Annotated in this window: 19 protein-coding genes and 1 riboswitch; of the genes, 8 read left to right on the top strand and 11 right to left on the bottom strand. The window is 70.9% G+C overall.

Annotation, left to right across the window (positions count from 1 at the left end; genetic code table 11):
* Positions 1-74: 74 nt before the first annotated feature.
* From BM236_RS07450 to BM236_RS07435, 4 genes are all read right to left on the bottom strand, one after another.
* Complete coding sequence (locus BM236_RS07450; RefSeq protein ID WP_091122017.1) at positions 75-1,124, bottom strand: phosphatase PAP2 family protein; 1,050 nt, start codon at positions 1,122-1,124, stop codon at positions 75-77.
* Between the two features lie 9 nt (positions 1,125-1,133).
* Complete coding sequence (locus BM236_RS07445) at positions 1,134-2,123, bottom strand: ABC transporter ATP-binding protein (RefSeq protein WP_091122014.1); 990 nt, start codon at positions 2,121-2,123, stop codon at positions 1,134-1,136.
* On the bottom strand, positions 2,123-3,739 hold the full coding sequence (locus BM236_RS07440) for an ABC transporter permease (protein ID WP_245750194.1): 1,617 nt from the start codon (positions 3,737-3,739) through the stop codon (positions 2,123-2,125). The genes BM236_RS07445 and BM236_RS07440 overlap by 1 nt, the downstream gene beginning before the upstream one ends.
* The gene (locus tag BM236_RS07435) at positions 3,736-4,788 is read right to left on the bottom strand and encodes a thiamine ABC transporter substrate-binding protein (RefSeq protein ID WP_091122012.1); all 1,053 of its coding nucleotides are present in this window, start codon (positions 4,786-4,788) and stop codon (positions 3,736-3,738) included. The genes BM236_RS07440 and BM236_RS07435 overlap by 4 nt, the downstream gene beginning before the upstream one ends.
* Positions 4,778-4,884, bottom strand: a riboswitch (TPP riboswitch). Its footprint overlaps the gene before it by 11 nt.
* 92 nt (positions 4,885-4,976) lie before the next feature.
* Here BM236_RS07435 and BM236_RS07430 point away from each other — a divergent pair.
* From BM236_RS07430 to BM236_RS07410, 5 genes are all read left to right on the top strand, one after another.
* Positions 4,977-6,005 (top strand): LacI family DNA-binding transcriptional regulator, encoded by a 1,029-nt coding sequence (locus tag BM236_RS07430; protein WP_091122009.1) that lies wholly within the window; start codon positions 4,977-4,979, stop codon positions 6,003-6,005.
* Between the two features lie 116 nt (positions 6,006-6,121).
* A complete protein-coding gene (locus tag BM236_RS07425) occupies positions 6,122-7,732 on the top strand; it encodes a glycoside hydrolase family 13 protein (protein ID WP_245750193.1) in 1,611 nt (536 codons plus the stop codon).
* Positions 7,733-7,770: 38 nt separating this feature from the next.
* A complete protein-coding gene (locus BM236_RS07420; protein WP_091122002.1) occupies positions 7,771-9,144 on the top strand; it encodes an ABC transporter substrate-binding protein in 1,374 nt (457 codons plus the stop codon).
* Positions 9,145-9,248: 104 nt separating this feature from the next.
* Positions 9,249-10,133, top strand: coding sequence for a carbohydrate ABC transporter permease (locus tag BM236_RS07415; RefSeq protein ID WP_091122260.1), 885 nt, complete (start codon positions 9,249-9,251; stop codon positions 10,131-10,133).
* Positions 10,133-11,014: a carbohydrate ABC transporter permease gene (locus tag BM236_RS07410; protein ID WP_091122000.1), complete on the top strand. Its 882-nt coding sequence runs from the start codon at positions 10,133-10,135 to the stop codon at positions 11,012-11,014. Before BM236_RS07415 ends, BM236_RS07410 begins: the two co-directional genes overlap by 1 nt.
* Here the strand turns inward: BM236_RS07410 and BM236_RS07405 are convergent.
* The 3 genes from BM236_RS07405 to BM236_RS07395 are packed head-to-tail and all read right to left on the bottom strand — an operon-like array spanning position 11,011 to position 12,832.
* Positions 11,011-12,072, bottom strand: a complete 1,062-nt coding sequence (locus tag BM236_RS07405; RefSeq protein ID WP_091121998.1) for an MBL fold metallo-hydrolase — start codon at positions 12,070-12,072, stop codon at positions 11,011-11,013. The two genes, BM236_RS07410 and BM236_RS07405, sit on opposite strands and share 4 nt — an antisense overlap.
* Complete coding sequence (locus BM236_RS07400; protein WP_091121996.1) at positions 12,069-12,479, bottom strand: hypothetical protein; 411 nt, start codon at positions 12,477-12,479, stop codon at positions 12,069-12,071. The genes BM236_RS07405 and BM236_RS07400 overlap by 4 nt, the downstream gene beginning before the upstream one ends.
* Complete coding sequence (locus BM236_RS07395) at positions 12,476-12,832, bottom strand: hypothetical protein (RefSeq protein WP_091121994.1); 357 nt, start codon at positions 12,830-12,832, stop codon at positions 12,476-12,478. The genes BM236_RS07400 and BM236_RS07395 overlap by 4 nt, the downstream gene beginning before the upstream one ends.
* Before the next feature lie 16 nt (positions 12,833-12,848).
* On the opposite strand from BM236_RS07395, the gene BM236_RS07390 reads away from it, so the two are divergent.
* A complete protein-coding gene (locus BM236_RS07390; protein ID WP_245750192.1) occupies positions 12,849-13,691 on the top strand; it encodes a methyltransferase in 843 nt (280 codons plus the stop codon).
* A gap of 113 nt (positions 13,692-13,804) precedes the next feature.
* Here BM236_RS07390 and BM236_RS07385 read toward each other — a convergent pair whose 3' ends face one another.
* A complete protein-coding gene (locus BM236_RS07385; protein ID WP_091121989.1) occupies positions 13,805-14,887 on the bottom strand; it encodes a PLP-dependent cysteine synthase family protein in 1,083 nt (360 codons plus the stop codon).
* 143 nt (positions 14,888-15,030) lie between these two features.
* On the opposite strand from BM236_RS07385, the gene BM236_RS07380 reads away from it, so the two are divergent.
* A complete protein-coding gene (locus tag BM236_RS07380; RefSeq protein WP_091121987.1) occupies positions 15,031-17,892 on the top strand; it encodes an immune inhibitor A domain-containing protein in 2,862 nt (953 codons plus the stop codon).
* Between the two features lie 91 nt (positions 17,893-17,983).
* Here the strand turns inward: BM236_RS07380 and BM236_RS07375 are convergent, their stop codons facing one another.
* Positions 17,984-19,609 (bottom strand): AMP-binding protein, encoded by a 1,626-nt coding sequence (locus BM236_RS07375; protein ID WP_091121984.1) that lies wholly within the window; start codon positions 19,607-19,609, stop codon positions 17,984-17,986.
* A gap of 151 nt (positions 19,610-19,760) precedes the next feature.
* Here BM236_RS07375 and mqo point away from each other — a divergent pair, with 151 nt between their 5' ends.
* Positions 19,761-21,251 carry a malate dehydrogenase (quinone) gene (gene mqo, locus BM236_RS07370; protein ID WP_245750191.1) on the top strand — a complete coding sequence of 497 codons (1,491 nt, stop codon included), beginning with the start codon at positions 19,761-19,763 and terminating at the stop codon, positions 21,249-21,251.
* A gap of 119 nt (positions 21,252-21,370) precedes the next feature.
* Here the strand turns inward: mqo and BM236_RS07365 are convergent, their stop codons facing one another.
* Together BM236_RS07365 and BM236_RS07360 are read right to left on the bottom strand one after the other, a co-directional pair.
* Positions 21,371-22,171 (bottom strand): sigma-70 family RNA polymerase sigma factor, encoded by an 801-nt coding sequence (locus tag BM236_RS07365; RefSeq protein WP_091121981.1) that lies wholly within the window; start codon positions 22,169-22,171, stop codon positions 21,371-21,373.
* A gap of 202 nt (positions 22,172-22,373) precedes the next feature.
* A complete protein-coding gene (locus BM236_RS07360; protein ID WP_091121978.1) occupies positions 22,374-22,973 on the bottom strand; it encodes a response regulator transcription factor in 600 nt (199 codons plus the stop codon).
* Positions 22,974-23,077 lie beyond the last annotated feature (104 nt).

Below are 23,077 nucleotides of genomic sequence, written 5' to 3'. Positions count from 1 at the left end.
TTAATGCGCAGAAGTCACAGAAGGAACAGAAATCCCAAAAATAACAGAATCTGACGGCGTGTCGGCTTGACTAACTACACGGCTGTTATTCGGGCCGATGGTTCCGCTTCGAGTGCTTCCCGTCGGGCGAACCCCCTGCGCCGGAACTGCTGCTTGCTCGCGACGCCGCCCAGGTAGAAGGCCGTCAGCGCGATCATCACGCCGGCGACGTCGTCGGAGACGTAGTGCCAGCCGAAGTAGAGGGTCGCGACCGCGGTGCAGCAGAAGTTGACCCAGAAGAGGATCCGCAGCCACTTGATGCCGACGGTGTACTGCACCATGAGCGCGGTCAGCAGGGTGATCGCGACGTGGAGCGACGCGAAGCCGGCCACCGTCTGGGCCGCCCGGGCCTGGGTGTCCCACAGCGCGTTGTAGCGCGCGTTGACCAGCGCGTTCATCAGGTCGGACGTCGGTGTGTGGGTCAGCGGCTGGTAGACGTGCGGGTACTGGATGCCCGGCCCGACGGTCGGCAGCGCGTAGTAGGAGACCGTGCCGAGCGTCCAGGCGATCGCCTGGGCGCAGACGAACCAGTAGCCGAAGCTGAGGTTGCGCGACCAGACCAGCCAGCAGGTGACCGCGATCGGCACCAGCGGCAGGAACCACAGATAGACATAGGAGAGGAACCACGCCGCGACGTGCGTGCCGATCGCCGCCTGGAGCACCACCCCCGGCTCGTGGCCGAAGAACAGCGCCTTGTCGATGAGGTGCAGCTCGTGGTCGAACTGCGCGTCGGTGAGGGCCGGCAGCGCGGACTTCAGGTTCCGGTAGCTCACGTAGACGATGTAGAACCCGATGACGCCCAGGGCGACGAGCATCAGCCGCTCCTGGTTCCAGTGGGTGCGCAGCCGCCTCAGCGCGATCGACCGCCACAGCGTCGGCTTGAACCTCGAGTCCCACAGCGTCCGCGGCACGAGGTCGAAGGCGAGCGCCGCCATCAGCAGCAGCGGGAGGCGCATCCAGGTCGGCCCGAGGAAGCTGCCGTCGGGGTCGATGAGGGGCTTGTCGGCGACCATCGAGACGACGATCGCGGCGACCCCGATGAGCACCGCGTTGGCCACCAGGGCGATCTGGGCGCGGCGATACATAGGCGCAGTCTATTGCCCCGGCATCACGGCGAGCCTGGTGGCATCCAGGCGCAGTCGGACGGGCTCGCCGGGACCGGGATGGCGGTCGAGCGGAGCGACCGCGTCGAGCTCCCCGATGCCGTCGGCGACGACCACGAGTCGCACCACGTCGGGGGTCGCCCGGGCCCACGCGACGGTGGCCCGGATCGGGCCGGCGTCGTCGAGGACGAGCGCGGACCGGCGTACGGCGACCCGCGGCTCGTCCCGCTGGTCCAGGGTCGTCCCGTCGAGCAGCCTGCGTGCGGCCGCACCCTCGAGGACGTGCGCGTAGCCGAGGAAGAGCGCGGTGTCGGCGTCGACCGGGGCGGCCCAGACCTGCGCCGCATCCCCCTCCTGGACCAGCCGCCCGTCGCGCATCACGGCGAGCCGGTCGGCCACGGCGAAGGCCTCCTCCTGGTCGTGGGTCACGAGCAGGGCGGTGGTGCCGGCCGCCTGCAGGATGCGGCGCAGGTCGCCCGCGAGCCGCTCGCGCAGCCCGGCGTCGAGCGCGGAGAGCGGCTCGTCGAGCAACAGGAGGCGCGGCTCGACGGCCAGCGCGCGGGCCAGCGCGACCCGCTGCCGCTCACCGCCGGACAAGGTGGCGGGCATCCGGTCGGCGTACCCGGCCAGGCCGACCAGGTCGAGCAGCTCGGCGACCCGCGCCGCACGCCCGGGCGCCCGGCGCAGCCGGAGCGAGTAGCCCACGTTGCGCCCGACCGAGAGGTGCTCGAAGAGCTGGCCGTCCTGGAACATCAGCGCGAACCCGCGCTTGTGGGTGGGTACGCCGGCCAGCGACCGCCCGTCCCACGTGATCGTGCCGCGGGCCGGCTCCAGGCCGGCGATCGCCCGGAGCAGCGTGGACTTCCCCGATCCGGACGGCCCGAGGACCGCGAGGACGTGGCCGTCGGCGAGGTCGAGCGTCACGTCGCGGACGGCCTCGTGCCCGTCGTAGGAGACGGAGACGTGGGAGAGGGAGAGCATCAGAAGCTGCCGATCGAGGGGACGCGGAGCCGCTCGACGAGCAGCATCACGACGGTCGTGGCGGCGGCGAGGACGACGGAGGCCGCGAGCGCCATGCCGTAGTTCATCGCGCCAGGGTGGCCGATGAGCCGGAAGATCACCACCGGCAGGGTCGGGTGCTCGTCGCGGGCGAGGAAGCTGGTGGCGCCGAACTCACCGAGCGAGACCGCGAACGCGAAGCCGGCCGCCGCCAGGAGCGGCTTCCAGACGACCGGGAGGTCGACGGTGAGGAACTGGCGCAGCGGTCCGGCGCCCAGGGAGGCGGCCGCCTGGCGGAGCCGGTCGTCGACGCCGCCGAGGACGGGCGCGAGCGTGCGGACGACGAGCGGAAGTGCCACCAGCGCCTGCGCGATGGGGACGAGCAGCGGGTCGTCGCGGAAGGAGCCGAGCGTGATGAGGAACCCGAAGCCGAGGGTCACGGCGGAGACGCCGAGCGGGAGCATGAAGAGGCCGTCGAACGTCGCGCGCAGTCGCCGCTCGGCCCGGCCGTGCGAGCGCCGGGTGACGACCACCGAGACCAGGCCACCGAGCAGCAGCGACATCCAGGTGGCATCGACGGCAGTGCGCAGGCTGGTCACCAGCGCGTCGGTCACCGGCACCAGCAGGGCGGTCCCGGGGGTGCCGAGGGCGCGGTAGTTCGCGGTCGTCCAGTGCCCCTCGTGGCGGAGGCTGCCGACGACCAGCGTGGCGATCGGGGCCGCCACCATCGCGAGGAGCAGCCCGGTCGCCGCCAGCACCGGCGCATCGCCTCGGCGCGGCCGGCGCGGACGCGACACGGTGCGGCGTACGGCGGTCGCGACTCTGACCCGGGCGGCCAGAGCCAGCAGGACCGTCACGACGACCAGCTGGAGGATGGAGAGCGCGGCGGCGGCCTGGAGGTCGAGGAGGTTGGTGGTCAGCAGGTAGATCTCGGTCTCCACCGACGAGTAGCGCAGCCCGCCCATGGTGAGCACCACCCCGAAGCCGGTCGCACAGAAGAGGAAGACGACGGTGGCCGAGCTGACGATCGCCGGCCGCAGGGCCGGCAGGGTGACGGTGCGGAAGACCGTGAGCGGCGCGGCGCCGAGCGCGGCCGCCGCCTCGCCGGCCCGCGGGTCGAGCGACTCCCAGGCGGCGCCGACGGTGCGGATCACCACCGCGACGTTGAAGAACGCCAGGCCCGCGACGATGCCCGCAGCGGTCCCGTCCAGGCCGAGGAAGCCGAGCGGGCCGGACTCCCCCAGCAGCTGCCGGAAGGCGACCCCGACGACCACCGTCGGTAGGACGAACGGGACGAGCAGCGCGGCGCGGACCACCCGCCGCCCCGGCCAGGACAGCAGGTGCAGCGCGAAGGCCGCGGGCAGGCCGAGCGCCACCGAGACGGCCGTCGCCGCGGCCGCCGACCACACGGTGAACCACAGGACGCGGTGCACCCGCGGCCGGCCGAGGACGTCGAGGACGGGCCCGGCACCGTCGGAGAAGCCGCGCGAGACCATCCCGGAGACGGGCAGCACGAAGAAGACCGCCATCACCGCCAGCGGCAGGGCGCCGAGGGCGAGGAGGGCCAGCGGTCTCCCGACGGGCCTGGCGGTGGTCACCGGGAGACCAGGTCGCTCCAGGTCCGGAGCCACTCGTCGCGATGGGCGTCGATGTCCTCGGGCGAGACGGTCCACGGCTTGGTCGGCTGGACGGCGAACTTCGACCAGTCGGCGGGGAGGGGCGCGTCCTGCGCGACGGGGAAGACGTACATCGCGTCGGGCAGCGCGGCCTGGACGTCCTTGCTGAGCAGGAAGTCGACCAGCGCCCGGGCGCCCTTCTCGTTCTTCGCGCCGGCCAGTACCCCGGCGTACTCGACCTGCGTGAAGCAGGTGTCGAGCAGCGCCTTGGTCGTGGACGTGCCGTCGGCGACGGTGAACGCCGGCGAGGAGTCGTAGGAGAGCACGATCGGACGGCTGCCGTTGCCGCCGCCCTGGGTGAAGTCGACGGTGTAGGCGTCCTCCCAGCCGTCGACGACCTTGGCGCCGTTGGCGAGCAGCCTCGTCCAGTAGTCCGTCCACCCGTCGCCGTACTTCGCGATCGTGGCCAGGAGGAAGGCGAGGCCCGGCGAGGAGGTGGTCGCGCCGGGGGTGACGAAGAGGTCCTTGTACGCCGGCCGGGTGAGGTCGTCGAGGGTAGCCGGCGGCGTCATGTGGTGCGCGGCGAACCAGGTGGTGTCGACGTTGACACAGACGTTGCCGTCGTCGACGGGGGTCAGCCTCGCGCCGCCGTCACCCGGCAGGTCGAACGCCTCGGCGCCGGCGGGCACGCCGGTGGGGGTGTTGTCGGCGAAGACCCCGGCCTTCAGCGCCCGCGACGCGAAGGTGTTGTCGACGCCGAACGCGACGTCGCCGGTCGGGTCGTCCTTGGTGAGGACGAGCTTGTTGGTCAGCGCGCCGGCGTCGCCGCTCTGCCGGACCACGAGCCGGAACCCGGAGTCCTTCTCGAACTCGGTCTTGAGCTCCTTGGGCAGGTTGAACGAGTCGTGGGTGACCAGGACGACCCGGTCCGACCCGCCGCCGGCGGCGCCGTCGTCACTCCCGCTGCCCAACGAGCAGGACGTGAGCGCGAGTGTGGTGATGATGCTGATCGCGAGGGCGCGCTTGCGCACCGTGACTCCCTTCGCCGGTGCTAACCGGAGCAGGTTCGGAGGGTCTGCGGCGATGTCCGCACTCTCAGCCCGTCGTGGGCTCCCCTGTCTGACCTGACGAGTCTATCGGCGTCCCGACGAGGTGCGGCGACCCGTCCAGCACCGGGATCTTGCGAGATTCTTGCGTTTGGCTGTCATAGTCTTGCGTCGTGACTCGACGACTTGCAGAGGTGGCCGCCCGCTCCGGCGTGAGCGAGGCGACGGTGAGCCGGGTGCTCAACGGGAAGCCGGGCGTCTCGGAGTCGACCCGTTCCCGCGTCCTGACCGCCCTTGACGTGCTGGGCTACGAGCGGCCGACGAAGCTCCGCGGCGAGCGCGCCCGGCTCGTCGGGCTCGTGCTCCCCGAGCTGCAGAACCCCATCTTCCCTGCCTTCGCCGAGGCGCTCGGGTCCCACCTGGCGCAGTTCGGCCTCACCCCCGTGCTGTGCACGCAGACGGCCGGCGGCGTCCAGGAGTCCGACTACGTGGAGCTGCTGCTCGAGCAGCAGGTCGCCGGCGTCGTCTTCGCCGGGGGCAACTACAGCCAGGCCGACGCCGACCACCGGCACTACGACCGACTGGTCAACCGCAAGCTGCCGGTCGTGCTGATCAACGCGGCCATCGACGACCTGCCCTTCCCCCGCGTGGTGTGCGACGACGCCAGCGCGATGGAGCAGTCGATGGAGCACCTGCTCTCGCTCGGTCACGAGCGGATCGGGCTCGTCCTCGGCCCGCGCGACCACGTGCCCTCGGAGCGCAAGCTCGCCGCCGCCCGCGAGGTCGCCGCCGCGGCCGGCCACGAGCTCGACGAGGAGCTCGTCGTGCGCAGCCTCTACTCGCTGCAGAGCGGCCAGGCGTCGGCAGCGCGCCTCATCGAGCGCGGCGCGACCGGCATCGTCTGCGCCAGCGACCCGCTCGCGCTGGGCGCGGTGAGGGCCGTCCGCCGGGCCCGGCTCGCCACACCCGACGACGTCTCGGTCATCGGCTACGACGACTCGGCCTTCATGGCCGTCTCCGACCCGCCGCTCACCACCGTCCGGCAGCCCATCGAGGCGATGGCGCGCGCCGCCGTGCAGTTCCTGATGAGCCAGGTCGACGCATCCATCGGGCCGGTCGACGAGCTGCTCTTCGAGCCTGAGCTGGTCGTCCGACGCTCCACCGGACCGGCAAGATCGCGGCCTGTCACTGCAAAGTCATGAAATTAATTACGTCCTGTCAAGTTCTTGCAACCGACTGATTGACCGGCATACGTTCCGGTCGCCCGATCGAGTGACGGGCGACACACGCGCCCCGGGCGCTGACGGAACGGAGCATCGTGAGCTGGTGGCGCGACGCCGCGATCTACGAGATCTACCCTCGCAGCTTCGCGGACGGGAACGGTGACGGCACCGGCGACCTCGCCGGCATCCGCGAGCGGCTGCCCTACCTGCGCGACCTCGGCGTCGACGCGATCTGGTTCACGCCGTGGTACCCCTCCCCGATGGCCGACGGCGGCTACGACGTCGCCGACTACCGCGGCATCCTCCCGCTCTTCGGCGACCTCTGCGAGGCCGAGACGCTGATCAAGGACGCGCTCGAGTACGGCATCCGCACGATCATCGACGTCGTCCCCAACCACGTCTCCGACCACCACGAGTGGTTCCGGGCCGCCGTCGCGGCCGGCCCGGGCTCGCCGGAGCGGGAGCGGTTCTGGTTCCGCGACGGACGCGGCACCGACGGGGAGCTGCCGCCCAACGACTGGACGTCCGAGTTCGGCGGCACGCCCTGGACCCGGCTCACGGGGCCGGACGGCCGGCCCGAGCAGTGGTACCTGCACCTCTTCGCCGCCGGCCAGCCGGACCTCAACTGGAGCCACCCCGACGTGCGCCGCGAGCACGAGGACATCCTCCGGTTCTGGTTCGACCGCGGCGTGGCCGGCATCCGGATCGACTCGGCCGCACTGCTCGCGAAGGACCCCGAGCTCCCCGACGTACCGGCCGACCCGCAGCCCGGTGAGCATCCGTACGTCGACCGCGACGACCTGCAGGAGATCTACCGCGGCTGGCGCCGGATCGCCGAGGAGTACGGCGGCGACCGCGCCCTGATCGGCGAGATCTGGCTGCCGGACCCGGACCGGTTCGTCCGCTACCTGCGCTCCGACGTCATGCACTCGGCCTTCAACTTCGACTTCCTCACCGCACCCTGGGACGCCGAGGTGCTGCGCCGTTCGATCGACACGACGCTGTCACTGCACGGCCAGGTCGGCGCGCCCGCCACCTGGGTGCTGTCCAACCACGACGTCACCCGTCCCGTCACCCGCTACGGCCGCGAGGACACCGGCTTCGCGTTCGACCGGAAGCGGTACGGCGTCCCGACCGACCGCGCGCTCGGCGTACGCCGGGCCCGCGCTGCGGCCATGCTCGCGATGGCGCTGCCCGGCGCCTACTACCTGTTCCAGGGCGAGGAGCTCGGCCTGGACGAGGTCGAGGTCCCACCGGAGAGCATCCAGGACCCGATGCACTTCCGCAGCGGCGGCGTCGACCCCGGGCGCGACGGCTGCCGGGTGCCGCTGCCGTGGTCGGGCGATCGGGCGCCGTACGGCTTCAGCCCGGACGGCACCGCGACGTGGCTCCCCCAGCCCGACGGCTGGGCCGGCCTCACCGCGGAGGCCCAGTCCGCCGATCCCGGGTCGATGCTCTCGCTCTACCGGATGGCGCTGCTGATCCGGCGCACCCACCCCGACCTCGGGGACGGCACCTTCGCCTGGGCCGACCCGACCGCCGGCGTGCTCGCCTTCCGGCGCGGCGCCAGCTTCCTCAACGTCACCAACGTCAGCGCCGCGCCCGTCGCGCTGCCGGTCCACGAGCACCTCTGGCTCGCCAGCGCACCGCTGGTCGACGGGAGGCTCCCCCGCGACGCCACCGCCTGGCTGCGCCTTCCGGCGTGAGTCGGACCACCACCCCACCACCAGGAGAGAAGACCATCATGAGGAGATCACGACTGCGCACCCTCGCGCTGACCGGCACCGCGGTGGCCATGGCAGCGGCCCTCGCCGCCTGCGGTGGCGGCTCGTCCGACTCGGAGTCGAAGGGCAAGGGCGTCACGATCACCGTCGAGGGCTGGCGCCCCGGCGACCAGAAGGCGACCATCGACTACGCCAAGAAGCAGGCGGCCGCCTTCCACAAGCTGCACCCGTCGATCACGATCGTGCCCAAGGAGTGGCAGTGGAACGCGCAGACGTTCTCGGCCCAGCTCGCCGGCGGCACGCTGCCGATCTCCTTCCGGGTGCCGTTCACCGACACCAAGGGGCTCGTCGAGCGCCACCAGGTCGCCGACGTGGACGCCGAGGTCCGCAAGCTGTCCTACTTCGGCCAGCTCAACCCCAACGTGCTGGCCGCCGCGACCGGCGCGGACGGCAAGGTCTACGGCCTGCCCAGCGACGTCTACGCCAACGCCCTGCACTACAACCGCGAGCTGTTCACCCAAGCCGGGCTCGACCCCGACAAGCCGCCGACGACCTGGGACGAGCTCCGCGCCGACGCCAAGGCGATCACCGACAAGACCGGCGTCGCCGGCTACGGCGAGATGACCAAGTCGAACACCGGCGGCTGGATCCTCTCCACCCTGACCTACGCCATGGGCGGCCGGATGGAGAGCGAGGACGGCAAGACCGCGACGCTCGACAACCCGGCCAGCGAGCAGGCGCTCCAGCTGCTGCACGACATGCGGTGGACCGACGGCTCCATCTCCTCGAACAACTCCTACGACTGGGCGAGCGTCCACCAGGCGTTCGCGAGCGGCAAGATCGCGATGTTCGTCTCCGGGTCCGACGTCTACAACGCGATGGTGACGACGGACAAGATCGACCCGAAGATCTACGGGCTGGCCGGGATCCCGGTCTCCGACTCCGCCGACGCCGGCGCTCTGGGCGGTGGCTCGGTCAACGTGGTCAGCGCCAAGGCCTCGAAGGCGGAGGCCGCAGCCGCCGTGCAGTGGGCCGACTTCTTCCGGGTCGCCAAGTACAGCGACCAGGACGCCGCGGTCGCGGACGCGAAGGCCACCGCCGACTCCGACCAGCCGGTCGGAACACCGACCTTCTCGATCTTCGACGAGGCGTCGTACACGACCTACCAGGGCTGGATCAAGGACTACGTCAACGTCCCGCTGGACCAGATGAAGCCCTACACCGACGCGATGTTCGCGGTGAAGCTCATCGCCGAGCCGCCGGCCCAGACCCAGGGCGTGTACGGCGCCATGGACTCGGTCGTGCAGAAGGTGCTGACCGACAAGAACGCCGACATCCCGGCCCTGCTCCAGGCAGCCAATGACAAGGCGCAGCAGCTGCTCGACCAGGGCTGAACCAGGGCTGACGGCCCGGGTGACCACACGCCGGCCGGGTGTCTCGACACCCGGCCGGCGACGTACGACCGACGACGACGAGGGGAAGCGCGATGGTGCGCGCGATGAGGTGGGTCCGCGGGAGCGGGCCGGCGACACTGCTGTTCCTGCTGCCGATGCTGCTGGTCTTCGGGCTCTTCTCCTGGTGGCCGATCGCGCGCACCGTGGTGATGGCCTTCCAGCAGACCAACCTCGTCGAGCCGGCCCACTGGGTCGGTCTGGACAACTTCCACCGGGTGCTCACCGACCCGCTGCTGCCGACGGCGATCCGCAACACCGCCGTCTTCGCAGGCCTCGCCTTCGTCTTCGGCTATCCGGTCCCCCTGCTGCTGGCCGTCGTGATGAGCGACCTGCGCCGGCTGCGGGGCCTGTACGCCGCGCTGGCCTACCTCCCGGTCGTCGTGCCCCCTGCCGTCGCCGTGCTGCTGTGGCAGTTCTTCTACGACGCCACCGACACCGGCGTCTTCAACACCGCGCTGGGCTGGTTCGGGATCGGGCCCGTCCCCTGGCTGGTCTCGCCGCACTGGGTGCTGCCCGCGCTCGTCATCCAGGCGACCTGGGCGGCGGCGGGCGGCACGGTGATCATCTACCTCGCGGCGCTCACGTCGGTGCCGCGGGAGCTCTACGACGCCGCGCAGGTCGACGGCGCGGGCGTCCTGCGCAAGCTGTGGCACATCACCCTGCCGCACCTGCGCGGGATCATGCTGGTCACCTTGATCCTGCAGATCATCGGCACCGCGCAGGTCTTCCTCGAGCCCTACCTCTTCACCGACGGCGGGCCCGACAACGCCTCGCTGACGGTGCTGCTGCTGATCTACAACTACGCGTTCGGGAGCACCACCGGCGGCGGTGACTACGGCGACGCGACGGCGCTCAGCCTGATGCTGGCCGTCGCGCTGGCGCTGCTGTCCTGGCTCTACTTCCGGCTGACCCGATCCTGGAGCGAGTGATGACCGAGTCCAACAGCTTCGTCTCCGACGACGACCTCCGACGCCCCGCCGTCCGGGCCGTGCGGAGGGTGCTCAACGTGCTGCTGCTGGCCTTCCTGGTCGTCGTCGCGCTCGGCCCCCTGCTGTGGCTGGCCAAGTCGGCCGTCACGCCCGCCCAGGAGACGCTGCGCCGGCCGATGTCGCTGTGGCCCAGCGGCCCGGACTGGTCGATCGTGAGCGACGCGTGGACCTCCCTCGACCTGGGTCGCTACCTGGTCAACACGGTCGTGATCGCGGTGGGGTCGTGGGCGGTGCAGATGCTGGTCGCCACGACCGGTGGCTACGCGCTGTCGGTGCTCAGGCCGTCGTACGGCCGGTTCCTCTACGGCGCCGTGCTGGTGACGATGTTCGTCCCGACCGTGGTGCTGCTCGTCCCGCTCTACCTGACCGCGCTCGACGTCCCGCTGGTGCACGTCTCGCTGGTCGACACCTACTGGGGCGCCTTCCTGCCGGCCGGCGCCAGCGCGTTCAACGTCGCGCTGGTCAAGCGGTTCTTCGACAACCTGCCGAGCGAGGTGATCGAGGCGGCGCGCGTCGACGGCGCGGGCCCGGTCCGGTTGTTCACCTCGATCGTCCTGCCGATGTCGCGGCCCGTGCTCGGCGTGGTGTCGGTCTTCGCCCTGCTCGCGGCCTGGAAGGACTTCATCTGGCCGCTGCTGGTGCTGCCCGACCCGGCGAAACAGCCGATCTCGGTCCGGCTGCCCGCGCTGGCGCCGGTGACGCCGGTGGACACCTTCCTCGCGGCGCTGCTCGTCTCGACCGCGCTGCCGATCGCGTTCTTCCTGGTCTTCCAGCGGTTCTTCCTGCGCAGCGAGGGGATCGACGGCGCCGTCAAGGGCTAGCGTCCGGCGACTGCCGCGAAGACCACGCCCCCGGCCTCCTCGCTGCGGGTCGCCTGGCCGCGGGCGACGAGCAGCTCGAGGTGCGCCTTGGTCTCCATCGCGGCCAGGGCCGCGTTGAACGCGTCGAGGGTGTCGAAGGCGTGCTCGTGGCGGGTCCAGGGCAGCTGCCCGGCGACGGCGTACGCCGTCCGCGGACCGCCGGACAGGGCCGCCAGGCAGGCCGCGAGCCGGTGCTCGTGGTGCTCGAGGAGCTGATCGACCCGGGCGTGGACCGAGGGCGCGACCGGGCCGTGGGCCGGCAGCAGCACCTGGTCGGGCAGGGCACGCACCTTGGCCAGCGACTCCATGAAGTCGCGCAGCGGCTGCCGGACCGCGGCCGGCTCGAAGCCGATCGACGGCGTGATCGTCGGCAGCACGTGGTCGCCCGCGAAGAGCAGCCCGGCGGCCCGCTCGGAGAAGACGTAGTGGCCCCGGGTGTGGCCGGGCGTGTGGACGGCGTCGAGGGTGCGTTCCCCGACGCGGACCTCGAGGTCGCCGTCCAGCCAGCTGTCGGGGTAGCGGATCGACTGCTCGTCACGGCCGTCGCTGGAGGGGTCCTGGCCGAAGAGGTGGGCCAGCTCGGCGGCGCCGGCCGCGCGCAGCTCGCCGATCATGGGCACCTCGTCGACGGACGTGGCGCCGAGCATGATGTCGAGGGTCGCCTTCTCGCCGAGGCCGAGCGTCACGTCGGCGCCGACCTCGGCCCCGATCGCCGCCGCGAGCGAGAAGTGGTCGCGGTGGACGTGGGTGACCAGGAAGCGGCGGATGTCGGTGAAGCTCCGGCCGAGCTCGCGCAGCCCCTTCCCCAGCGCCTCCCGTCCCTCGGTGATCGCCCAGCCGCCGTCGATCAGGGTGAGGCCCTGCTCGGTCTCGATCGCGTAGACGTTGACCGCCTTCAGCCCGTCCATCGGCAGGGGCAGCGGGATCCGGTGGATCCCCGGCGCCACCTCGAAGGCGCCGGGCGCCGACCAGTGCTCGCCGGAGTCCGGGGAGACGGCGTACGCCGTGGGGGTGCTCATGCTGCCTCGTCCTCCTTCGGGGCCGAACGGTGCAGCCAGACCAGGCCGGCGATCGGCAGGATCGCCGGGACCCAGCCGTAGCCGCGGCCGTAGTCGGACCAGACCGTGGCGTCGGGGAACCAGTCCCCCTTGACCAGGGAGAGCGTGCCGACCACGACCACGCCGGCCAGCTCGACCCAGAGCATGACGCGGGCGAAGGCGGGTCGCCCGTGCGCGGCCCGGCGGATCGCGAACCAGCCGGCGGCGTAGGTCAGCGCCGCGACGAAGGACAGCACGTAGGCGAACGGCGCCTCGTCGAACTGGGTGGCGATCTGCACGATCGAGCGGGCGCCGGCGGCGAGCACGAAGAGCGCGTAGACGGCCAGCAGGACGAGATGCGGGCCCTGCCGTGGATTCGGTGCGGTCACCGGGTCATCATGATCCGTACCGCGACGACGCCCGTCGCCAGGGCCGCCACGGCGACCACGCCGGACGACCAGGAGCCGCGGTCCTCCCGGATGGAGAGGAGCGCGATCGGCATCATCACGACCACCGCGGCGACGTACCCGAGGTGCGTGGTGAGCTCGTCGGGCCGACCCTCGTCCAGCGCCGCCAGCGCACCGAGGGCGAGGACGATCGCGAGCACCTCAAGCATCCAGGCGAGCTGGTCCAGCCAGCCCGGCCGCGGCGCCTTGAGGGCGACGCCCAAGCCGGCGGCGACGGTCACGAGCAGCGCGTAGCCGACGACGATCCATGCGATGGGGGTCAGGGCGCCGGACATGGGAGCATCCTTCCCGATGATCCCCGACCCTTCGCTGGTGGCCCGGCTGCGCGCCGCGGGCTGCGTCTTCGCCGAGGAGGAGGCCGCCCTGCTCGTCGAGGCCGCGGACTCCCCCGCCTCCCTCGAGCCCCTGGTCGCACGCCGCCTCGCCGGCGAGCCCCTCGAGACGATCCTGGGCTGGGCGTCCTTCGCCGGCCTGCGGGTCGCCTGCGCGCCGGGAGTGTTCGTGCCCCGCCGAAGGACCGAGCTGATGGTCCGCCTCGCCGTCGCCCGGCTGCGTCCCGATGGACCGGACGAGGTGACGTCGGCGACCGCCGCCCAGCGCGCGGCCGAGCGCGGGGCCGAGCGCGGGGCCGGACTTCGTCCGGTCCATCGGCACGTCCTCGACCTCGGCTGCGGCACCGGCGCGATCGGGGCAGCGGTCGCCGCGAACGCACCCGGTGTGGACGTCTGGGCGGTCGACGTCGACCCGGCCGCGGTCGACTGCGCGCGCCGCAACCTGCCGCCCGAGCGGGTCCTGCTCGGCGACCTCTACGAGCCGCTGCCCCCGGACCTCCGGTTCGACCTGATCCTCGCGAACGCTCCCTACGTCCCGACCGACGCGATCGCGCTGATGCCGCCCGAGGCCCGCGACCACGAGCACCGCGTCGCCCTCGACGGCGGCCGCGACGGGCTCGACGTCCAGCGCCGGGCGATCGCGGGCGCTGCCGGCCGGCTCGCGCCCGGCGGCGCGATCCTGGTCGAGACGAGCAGACGCCAGGCCGAGCCGACGGCGGCGCTGATGGAGGACGCCGGACTGCTGCCGAGCCTGCACACCGACGACGAGATCGGCGGCACCGTCGTCCTCGGCCGGGGCTGATCCGGGAGAAGGTCGTCCACCCCCCACCGGTGGACGACCCTCCTTCCTCCTTGCATGAAACGGGACCGGTGGGTGCTGCGCGCGTGGTTCTGCGAAAATGGGTGCCGACCGGTCTAGACCGCCGGCAGCACGCCCGACTCGTCGTACGCCGCCAGCGCCCGGCGGTAGGGATCCAGGTCGATCCCCTGGGCGCCCACCCACGCGTCGGAGTAGTAGGTGGTGGAGTAGCGGTCCCCGGCGTCGCACAACAGGGTGACGACGCTGCCTGACGCATTGTCTGCCCGCATCCGCGCCATCACCTGCAGGGCGGCCCAGACGTTGGTGCCGGTCGAGCCGCCGACCGGGCGGCCGAGCCGGTCGGTGACCCAGCGCATGGTCGCGATCGAGGCGGCGTCCGGCACCCGGAGCATGTCGTCGACGACGCCGCCGACGAAGGACGGCTCGATCCGCGGGCGGCCGATGCCCTCGATCCGCGAGCCAGGGCCGGTGGCATCGGACGTGTCGGAGGCCCATCCGTCGAGGAAGGCCGACCCCTCGGGGTCGGCGACGAGCAGCCGGGTCGGGTGGCGCAGGTAGTGCAGGTAGCGGCCGATCGTGGCCGAGGTGCCGCCGGTGCCGGCGGACACCACGATCCAGGCCGGTATCGGGTGCGGCTCCCGCCGCATCTGGTCGAAGATCGACTCGGCGATGTTGTTGTTGCCGCGCCAGTCCGTCGCCCGCTCGGCGTAGGTGAACTGGTCCATGTAGTGGCCGTCGCAGTCCGCCGCGAGGCGACGTGCCTCGTCGTAGACCTGGCCGGCGGCATCGACGAAGTGGCACCGGCCGCCGTACCACTCGATCAGCGCGACCTTCTCCGGTGAGGTCGTGCGCGGCATCACGGCGACGAACGGCAGCCCGATGAGGCGGGCGAAGTAGGCCTCCGAGACCGCCGTCGACCCCGACGACGCCTCGACGACGGTCGATCCGGCGTGCAGCCAGCCGTTGCAGAGCGCGTAGAGGAAGAGCGAGCGGGCCAGCCGGTGCTTCAGGGAGCCGGTCGGGTGCACCGACTCGTCCTTGAGGTAGAGCGTCACGTCCGACGGCCCCGGCAGCGGGAGCACGTGCAGGTGGGTGTCGGCGCTGCGGTTGGCGTCCGCCTCGACCCGTCGGACGGCCTCGTCGATCCACGCACGGCGTTCGGAGCTCAGCACTGGCACGGACCGATCGTAGAGAAAACCCGGCGCAGACCCTTCCCTTCACCCACAGCGAACACACAGAATGCCCGGCAGTCGGCCTTCTCGGCCGACGAATCTGCGCCGTTCCGCGTCCTGCGGGCGGCAATCATTTCGGGAGTGTGTGCATGAACAGCAGATCACGCGCACGGCGGGTGGCGTTGGGGACCTCATCGGTCCTCGCGCTGGCACTCGCCGGGTTCACCACGACGGGCACAGCGACGGGCCAAGCGACGGGCACAGCCGCGTCGACGCCGGCGGCGCCCGCCTTCACCAGCTCGGACTACTACGTGAACTACGCCGAGCCCGCCGTCCAGCCCGACCTCAGCTCCGACGTGGAGGTGACCAGGGACGGCAGGACGATCGTGCACCACGCCAAGGGCGGGGCGGCGCTGCAGGCGCCCGACCCGAAGGTCGTGGCCAAGTCGAAGGCGCTGGACCGCAAGCTCGCGTCGGGCAACCCCGCGGCGGCGCGCGGCCTGGCCAAGATCGAGGCCCAGTCGCTGAGGACCGGCAAGAGCCCCAAGGAGATCCGGGCCTCGCGCTACAAGCAGGCCAAGACCACCCAGCAGGCCAAGCTGCTGACGATCCTGGTCCAGTTCAACGACCAGGCCGACGACGACTTCTCCGACCAGTACGTCCCGACCTACTGGGGCTCGAGCACCTGCAAGCTCGGCAACGTCCAGAACGGGCCGCTGCACAACAGCATCCCGGACCCCGCGACGCTGGGGCTCAAGGACAACAACACGATGTGGGTGCCGGACTTCTCCAGCAAGCACTTCAACGACATGCTCTACACCGACAAGGGCATCACCGAGCGGGTGCGGACCGACCTCACGGGCCCCGACGGCAAGCCCGGCTTCGACATCTCCGGCTACACGATGAAGAAGATGTACGAGGAGATGTCGCACAAGGCCTACACGGTCAGCGGCGCGGCCACGCCGTGGGTCACGGTCCCCCACTCCGAGGCCTGGTACGGCGCCCAGCGCTGCTACCAGGACGAGAACGGCAACTGGGTCGCCGGCGCCTACCAGACCATGAACGGTCACCCCGACAACCCCGACGGCGCGAGCCGCCTCCCGGTCGATGCCGTCGCGGCGCTCGCTGCGGCCGAGCCCGACTTCCCGTGGGAGGACTACGACGTCGAGGACCAGTCCGACCGCGACGGTGACGGCAACGTCAACGAACCCGACGGCGTCATCGACCACGTCGTGCTCGTCCACGCAGGCGAGGACAAGTCCGGCGGCGGCGGTGCCCAAGGCACCTACGCGATCTGGGCGCACTCCTCGTCGGTCCCGGGTGGCGCGAAGGTCCCGGGTCACGACCTCTACCTGTCCAACTACATCGTCCAGCCGGAGAACGCCGGCGTCGGTGTCTTCGCCCACGAGTACGGCCACGACCTCGGTCTGCCGGACCTCTACGACACCAGCGGCGCAGGCGAGTCCGACATCGACTTCTGGGACCTGATGAACTCCGGCTCCCACTCCGGCCCGATCTTCCAGTCGATGCCGACGCACATGGGCCTGTGGGACAAGTGGGTCCTCGGCTGGGCCGACCCGGTCGAGATGAAGCCGGGCGACAAGCCGCGCACGGTCAAGGTCGGCCAGTCCTCGCGCCCGCTCAAGGGCACCGAGGACGGCGTCAAGATCGACCTGCCGGACAAGACGATCACGCTCGCGACGCCGCACAGCGGCAGCGGGATGTGGTACTCCGGCGCCGACCAGTCCTGGGCGGACGCCCGGCTGACCCGCACGGTCGACGTACCGACGGATGCGACGTTCTCCTTCTGGGCCGACTACGTCATCGAGAAGGACTGGGACTTCGGCTTCGTCGAGGTCTCGACCGACGGCGGCACGACATGGACCGAGCAGAAGGTCACCGACGACGCGGGCACCGTGCTCACCACGCCCGACGACTATGCCGACCCCAACGGCCGGATGACCGACTTCGGTGACAAGAAGTACGGGCTGACCGGTACGACGGACGGATGGAAGCACCTCAACGTCGACCTGTCGCCGTGGGCCGGGCAGACCGTCCAGGTGCGGCTGCGCTACGCGACCGACGAGGCGTTCCAGGAGCGCGGCTGGTTCTCCGACGACTTCTCGCTCACCAGCGGCGGCACCACTGTGTGGAGCGACGACGTCGAGACCACCGACCCGAGCTGGACGCAGGAGACGACGACGTTCGTCGACACCACCGGCGCCGGCTGGCACGTCGACTCAGGCACCTCGGTCCAGGCGCAGTACTACCTGGTCGAGTGGCGCAACCTCGACGGCTTCGACAAGGGTCTGAACTACGCCTACGACACCACCTACGGCCCGCCGGACAACGAGGCGTGGAAGGTCGAGAAGCTCCGCTACAACGCGCCCGGCATGCTGGTCTGGTACCGGGACACGACCTACGGCGACGCCAACCTGGTCACGACCAACGTCACGGCCCTGCCCAGCACCGGCCCGAAGGGCGGCCTGCTCCTCATGGACGCCCACAACCGGCCGCTGCGACGGAACGCCTCGGCCACACCGGACACGACGACGCTGAAGAACCTGCCGTCGCGGCCGCAGTCCTCCAACATCGCCTTCGGCCTCCACCCGACGTACCCGTTCAAGGAGTGCATCACGGGGGCCGACCCGACCAAGGAGTTCTGCACCTCGTTCCCGGCGCAGGCGCCCGTGGCGTCGTTCACCGACGACCAGGGCTGGTACCCGGGCATCGAGTACCACGCGGCGGACGACTCGCTGTTCTTCGCCGACCAGGACGCCTCGGCGGTGGTGCCGTCGGTGGGCAACGCGCCCTACTCGGTGCGGATCACCGACGAGAACGGCACGCTGCTGCCCGACCTGTTCGGCGAGGACATCGGCCTCGGCGTCCCGCTCGGCAGCGGCAACCCGAAGGACGACCACGTCGGCTACGGCACGGTCGTCACGGTGAAGAAGGCGGCCAAGGACAACACCTCGGCCCAGATCGCGATCACGCCCCCGCGCGTGCGGTGATCACCGCCTGAGAAGGAACGTCCCGCTCCGTCGTACGACGGGGCGGGACGTTCCGCGTCACCCGACCTGGTCCGGACCGGGTCGGTGCAGGTCACGACGTGACGCTGAGCCCCAACAGCTCCGCGGACCGTTCCCGCATCTCGACCTTGCGCACCTTGCCGGTCACCGTCATCGGGAAGTCGTCGACGACCAGCACGTAGCGCGGGACCTTGTAGTGGGCCAGCCTGCCCTCGGCGAACGCCCTGACCGCGTCGGCGTCGAGCGGCTGCGCGCCGGCCTTCATCCGCACCCAGGCGCACAGCTCCTCGCCGTACTTCTCATCCGGTACGCCGACCACCTGGACGTCCTCCACGTCGGGATGGGTGTAGAGGAACTCCTCGACCTCGCGCGGGTAGACGTTCTCGCCGCCGCGGATCACCATGTCCTTGATCCGGCCGACGATGTTGCAGTAGCCGTCCTCGCGCATGACGGCGAGGTCACCGGTGTGCATCCAGCCGTCGTCGTCGATCGCTTCGGCGGTCTTCTCGGGGTCGTCCCAGTAGCCGAGCATCACCGAGTAGCCGCGGGTGCAGAACTCGCCCGGCTCGCCGCGCGGCACCGTCCTCCCGGTCGTCGGGTCGATGATCTTGATCTCGACATGCGGGGCGGCCCGCCCGATGGTCGAGGTGCGGCGCTCGAGGTCGTCGTCGACGCGGGTCTGGCACGAGACGGGTGCGGTCTCGGTCATGCCGTAGGCGATCGAGACCTCCCCCATGTGCATGTCGTCGACGCAGTGCTTCATCACCTCCACCGGGCAGATCGCGCCGGCCATGATCCCGGTGCGCAGCGAGGAGAGGTCGTAGGACGAGAAGTTGGGCAGGTTCTGCTCGGCGATGAACATCGTCGGGACGCCGTAGACCGCCGTGCAGCGCTCGTCCTGCACCGCCTGCAGCGTGCCGGCGGGGTCGAAGCCCGGACCCGGGATGACCATCGTGGCACCGTGGGTCGTGCAGCCGAGGTTGGCCATCACCATGCCGAAGCAGTGGTAGAAGGGCACCGGGATGCAGAGCCGGTCCTCCTCGGTGAGCCCGATCATCTCGGTGACGAAGTAGCCGTTGTTGAGGATGTTGCGGTGGCTGAGCGTGGCGCCCTTGGGGAAGCCGGTCGTCCCCGACGTGTACTGGATGTTGATCGGGTCGAACGGGTCGAGCGTCGACATCCGCTCGGGTACGGCCCGCGGCGGCAGCTCCCGGCCCTCGTCGTTGAGCGCCCGCCAGCCGTCGGTGTCGATGTAGACCACCCGCTCGAGGGTCGGGCACTGGTCGGCCGTCTCGCGGATCATCGCCCGGTAGTCGCTCGACTTGAAGCTGCTCGCCGCCATCAGCAGCCGCATGCCGCTCTGGTTGGCGACGTAGGCGAACTCGTGGGTGCGGTAGGCCGGGTTGACGTTGACCAGGATGGCTCCGATCTTGGCGGTGGCGTACTGCACGATCGTCCACTCGGCGCAGTTCGGCGCCCAGATGCCGACCCGGTCGCCCTTGCGGATCCCGGCGGCCAGCAGGCCGCGGGCCAGCCAGTTGACCGAGTCGTCGAGCTGCTTCCAGGTCCAGCGACGGCCGGAGCCGACCTCGACGAGCGCCTCCCGGTCGGCGTACGCCGCGGCGGTCCGCTCGAAGTTGGACCCGATGGTCTCCTCGAGGAGCGGGGTGTCGGTCTCTCCGGCGGCGTACGACTCCATGGGGCATCTCTACCATCTGTGTGACGCGGGTTACAGAGCCGGGGAGATCGGCTCACCTGGTGGCCGGGTCGTTTATGACGTGGGACACAAACCCGTCGTCGTCGGGCCACCCGATTTGCGGCGGAGTGCGGCGATGACGCATACATGGAGGGTGGAGACACCTATCGACGCTGTTCTCATCGGCGGCGGCATCATGAGCGCCACCCTCGGCACTCTCCTCCAGGAGCTGGAGCCGGGCTGGAACATCAAGGTGCTCGAGCGTCTCGACACGCTCTCCCAGGAGAGCTCGGGGCCGTGGAACAACGCCGGCACCGGCCACTCCGCCCTGTGCGAGCTCAACTACACGCCCCTGGACGCCGACGGCACGATCGACATCTCCAAGGCCGTCGTGGTCAACGAGCAGTTCCAGATCTCGCGCCAGCTGTGGTCCTTCCTGGTCGAGAGCGGCCGCATCCCGGACCCGTCGGCCTTCATCAACCCGATCCCGCACATGAGCTTCGTGTGGGGCGCGGACAACGTCGTCTACCTGCGCAAGCGCTACGAGGCTCTGAGCAGCCACCCGCTGTTCGCCGGCATGCACTACAGCGAGGACCCGCAGGTGATCGGCCAGTGGGCGCCGCACCTGGTCGAGGGTCGCGACCTGTCCGTCCCGATCGCGGCGACCTTCACCGACGCCGGCTCCGACGTCGACTTCGGTCGCCTCACCGAGCTCCTGACCGACTCGCTGGTCGAGCGCGGCGCCGCCCTCGAGCTCGGCTCGGAGGTGCGCAAGGTCAGGAAGAACGCCGACGGGCTGTGGGAGATCACCGGCCGCCGGGTCGGCACCGGCGAGCAGTTCTCCTACACGGCCCGCTTCGTCTTCGTCGGCGCCGGCGGCTTCGCGCTGCGCCTGCTGCAGGGCGCCAAGATCCCGGAGATCCGTGGCTTCGGCGGCTTCCCCGTCTCGGGTGAGTTCCTCCGCACCACCAAGCCGGAGATCGTCTCCCGGCACCAAGCCAAGGTCTACGGCAAGGCCGCCGTCGGCGCGCCGCCGATGTCGGTGCCCCACCTCGACACCCGCTTCGTCGACGGCAAGCAGGCGCTGATGTTCGGGCCGTACGCCGGCTGGAGCCCCCGCTTCCTGAAGTTCGGGTCCTTCTTCGACCTGTTCGCCTCGATCCGGCTGCACAACCTGTGGCCGATGCTCAAGGCCGGCCTGACCAACATCGGCCTCACGATCTACCTGATCCAGCAGCTGATCGCCCGGCCGAAGACGAAGTTCATGGATCTCCTCGACTTCTATCCCGAGGCCGACCCGGCCGACTGGGAGAAGATCACCGCCGGCCAGCGCGTCCAGGTCATCAGACCCGATGGGGTCCTGCAGTTCGGCACCGAGGTGATCACCGGTGCTGACGGCACCATCGCCGGCCTGCTCGGCGCGTCCCCGGGCGCCTCGACCGCGGCGCCGATCATGCTGCAGCTGCTCGAGCGCTGCTTCGCCGACCGCTGGGAGGCATGGCAGCCCGCGCTCGACCAGATCATCCCCAGCCACGGCCAGCACCTGGCCGACGACCCGGTGAAGGCGCAGGAGGTCCTGGTCAGCACGGCCGCGGCCCTGCGGCTCGCGAGCCCTGCCGCGCCGTCGCAGGCGCGCTCGGCCTGACCCCTGCCCGGGTTCTATCCGGCGCGGGTGACCGTTGGCGCCGGGACCGGGTCAGCCGTCGGCCCGGAGACGACGACGCCCCTCCTGCAGGTCTGCAGGAGGGGCGTGGCGTCGGTGTCTCAGGCGGCGGGCTCGATCGACTCGCGCAGCTTGCCGAGGATCCCGCCGAGCAGCCGGGAGACCTGCATCTGGGTCACGCCGATCCGCTCGCCGATCTCGGCCTGCGTGAGGTCCTCGACGAAGCGGAGACGGACGATGAGCTGCTCGCGCTCGGTGAGCCGGCTCAGGGCGGGCGCCAGCAGGGCGCGGGCCTCGGCGGCGGTGAGGTCGGAGTCGAAGTCCGGCAGCAGGTCGCCCAAGCTCGCGGCGTCCGGCTCGCCGGAGGCGACCGGCGCGTCGAGGGAGAGCGGCGTGAAGCAGCCCTCGGCGGTCAGCGCCTCGACGACGTCGCTCTCGGCGACGCCGAGCTCCGCGGCGATCTCGGCGGCCGACGGGACCCGGCCGCGGGCGTCGCGCAGCGTCTCGCGGACCCGGAGCACGCTGGTCTGCAGCTCCTGGATGCGGCGCGGCGGGCGCACGGTCCAGCCGAGGTCGCGGAAGTGGCGCTTGATCTCGCCGCGGATGGTCGGGACGGCGTAGGTCAGGAAGTCCTCCGCCTTGTCGCCGTCGAACTTCCGGGCGGCCCGGACCAGGGCCAGGTAGGCGACCTGCTCGAGGTCCTCGAGCGGGATGCCCCGGCCGACGTACCGGCGGGCGATGGAGCGGGCGACACCGGTGTTGACGAGGATGACCTGCTCGATGAGGTCGTCGCGCTTCCTGTTGCCGCGAGCCGCCGTCGACGCCTCGTCGAAGAGTCGAGTGGTCTCACGCCGGCGGGTCTCGCGCGGCACGTCGTGGTGAAGAGTCGCCGTGATGGTCATGCCGTCGATGTCCCCGGCCCGAGAGGCGCTCAACCATCGTGCGGGTCAATTGGTCCTTGGGGGTGGCCCCTGCACCGAAACCGCTCACCCCTGCGGGTGAGGTCGGCCGGAGGTTCGGGTGTCCCCCCACGGGTCACCCGACCCCGACCGACATCAGGCGGTACCCCTGTCAGGGGAAGCGCTATTCGCCGACCGGTGGGGCTCAGGCGTCAGGTGGGGCGAAACCGTGCTGCATGCACCAGGCGACCGCCTGGGCCCGCGAGCTCACGCCGATCTTCTTGTAGGACTGCCTGATGTGGCTCTTGAGGGTGTTGATCGTGAGGAAGAGCCGGTCGGCGATGTCCTGGTTGGACAGGCCCTGGGTGATCAGCGAGAGGACCTCGACCTCGCGCGGTGACAGGCCGGCCTCGTGCCCGATCCAGTCGACCTGATCCTCCGTCGGCTTGCCGTCGGCGATCCGCTCGACGGCCTCGACCAGCTCCCCGGCGTGCAGGCTCATCGACACCCAGCCGTCGACGCCACGAGCGAGCGCTCGGGCCCGCAGGTCGGGGCGCATGTCGCGGCTGTAGATGACGACCTTGGCGTCGGTCTTCTGGATCAGGTGGTCGAGGTCGGAGGCGTCGGACCTGTGCAGGCCGAGGGTGTCGTAGAGCACGACGTCGACACCCTTCGCGCGCGCATATGCGCTGGCCAACGCCACGACCGTGACCCGGTCGGGATAGTCCGCCAGCATGGCGGTCAGGCCGCGGGCCACCACTTCCTGTCGACTGACGATGGCGAGGCGGAGGGGCTGGTCAAGCATGGGCGGCGTCCATAACCGCAGCGTGCCAGACCTGGTCGCAGATGGCGACAGCGACGGGCCGTCGTGGCGGCACGGCTCGCAGGGGCGCCGTCCCGCACGTGACT

It is taken from the genome of Nocardioides terrae (assembly GCF_900112345.1).
Lineage (GTDB): Bacteria > Actinomycetota > Actinomycetes > Propionibacteriales > Nocardioidaceae > Nocardioides > Nocardioides terrae.
This window is presented reverse-complemented; position numbering and strand designations above follow the sequence as displayed.